This window comes from Mesorhizobium sp. M1E.F.Ca.ET.063.01.1.1, assembly GCF_003998155.1.
In the GTDB taxonomy this organism is placed as follows: domain Bacteria; phylum Pseudomonadota; class Alphaproteobacteria; order Rhizobiales; family Rhizobiaceae; genus Mesorhizobium.
The window spans coordinates 1-1,527 of record NZ_RZSC01001075.1; the positions used below are offsets into that span (position 1 = coordinate 1).

Genomic DNA, 1,527 nt, shown 5'->3' on the forward strand with positions numbered 1-1,527 from the left:
GGCCGAGACGGACCGCGTGATCTCGATGTCCATCATCGAGCATGTCGACGCATCGCCTGCCGAGCGCGCCGCTTATCTGAAGCGCGCTGCCGCCGAGCGGCGGCTTGCCGTCGGTGCTGTCGGCGAGGAGGAAGAGATTGCGCTGACCAATGAGGAGATCGGCGAGGAAGCCGAGCTTTCCGACGAGCGCTACGAATTCCTCAAGGTGCTTGAGCAGCTTGTGCTGACGGTGACCGAATATGGTTACGGCAAGCGTTCGTCGTCCTACGATTTCCGCCTGACAGGCCGTGGCGGCAAGGGCATTCGCGCCACCGATGTCTCGAAAGTGGCCGAGATCGGGCGCCTTGTCGCGACTTTCCCGATCGGCAACGACGATCAGATCATGCTGGTTTCGGACGGCGGCACCGTCATTCGCGTGCCAGTGGAGGGCATACGCTTCGCCAGCCGCGCCACCAAGGGCGTGACCATCTTCAACACGGCAGAAGGCGAGAAAGTGGTTTCGGTGGAGCGGATTTCGGAGCCGCAGGCTGACGAGGAAGCCGAAGAAGCGCCTTCGGGCGAGGTCGGCGCCACAGAAGATGCGGGCGAGGGAAATCCCGAATAGGCTTTTGGCTACGCGCCACCGGCCCGTGGGGCCGGTGCGATCATGGCTGGAAATCAGAAGCGGCGGTAAACGTTACGGGCGACGAACCCATCGAGACGCTTGGTGTTGGCCTTGACGCGCACCCGCGCGGCTTCCTGATGCAGCCCGAATGCGGTTGCGATCAGCATCCCGATAGTCATTGCGGTGGCAAGCATGTAGATCAGCATTTTCGTGTTCTCCTGCTCTTGTAACGATAAGATGGTGTTTTGGTTTCATCTCCTGAAGCGGCAACCTAGTGAACGCTGCGTGAAGCGTTCGTGATCGTCGCATTCATCTGTCGTTCACGTCCGTGAAAAGGTTCACGACCGGCACATCAATGGGATTTGCCTTTGTTTGAGAGGCTCGCTAGAAGCCTGCCATGACCGTACGCACCGCCCTTTACGCAGGCTCCTTCGACCCGCTGACCAACGGCCATCTCGACGTCTTGAAGGCGTCGCTTGCCGTGGCCGACACCGTCTACGCGGCGATCGGCGTCCACCCAGGCAAGGCGCCGCTGTTTTCCTTCGACGAACGCGTGGCGCTGATCGAGGCCGCGACCAAGGCGGAGTTCGGCCGCGATAGCGCCCGCATCAAGGTGGTTGCCTTCGATGGTCTGGTCGTCGACGCCACCAGGAAGCATGGCGCCTCGATCATCATCCGCGGTCTGCGCGACGGCACCGATCTCGACTACGAGATGCAGATGGCCGGCATGAACGAGACGATGGCGCCGGACCTGCAGACGGTTTTCCTGCCGGCGAGCCCCTCGGTGCGCACCATTACCGCCACACTTGTCCGCCAGATTGCGTCGATGGGCGGCGACATCCGCCCGTTCGTGCCGGCGGCCGTCGCCGGCGCGCTCACCGCCAAATTCGCGAAATAGCGCATGTCGCCCAAAAGTGGATTCC

The 1,527-nt window shown here is 62.1% G+C and carries 3 protein-coding genes; 2 read left to right on the forward strand and 1 reads right to left on the reverse strand.

Going from position 1 to position 1,527, the window contains the following annotated elements; translation table 11 throughout:
* Window positions 1-604: DNA gyrase C-terminal beta-propeller domain-containing protein (locus EOA29_RS36140; protein ID WP_281061131.1), on the forward strand; the 604-nt coding region annotated here is incomplete at its 5' end.
* 53 nt (window positions 605-657) lie between these two features.
* Here EOA29_RS36140 and EOA29_RS36145 read toward each other — a convergent pair.
* On the reverse strand, window positions 658-810 hold the full coding sequence (locus EOA29_RS36145) for a hypothetical protein (RefSeq protein ID WP_126093821.1): 153 nt from the start codon (window positions 808-810) through the stop codon (window positions 658-660).
* Window positions 811-1,001: 191 nt separating this feature from the next.
* Here EOA29_RS36145 and coaD point away from each other — a divergent pair, with 191 nt between their 5' ends.
* Window positions 1,002-1,502, forward strand: a complete 501-nt coding sequence (gene coaD / locus EOA29_RS36150) for a pantetheine-phosphate adenylyltransferase (protein WP_126093822.1) — start codon at window positions 1,002-1,004, stop codon at window positions 1,500-1,502.
* The last annotated feature ends 25 nt before the right edge of the window (window positions 1,503-1,527 follow it).

Coding starts and splice junctions, on each gene's coding strand:
- EOA29_RS36145 (WP_126093821.1), bottom strand. CDS start 810: ATGCTGATCTACATGCTTGCCACCGCAATGACTATCGGGATGCTGATC.
- coaD (WP_126093822.1), top strand. CDS start 1,002: ATGACCGTACGCACCGCCCTTTACGCAGGCTCCTTCGACCCGCTGACC.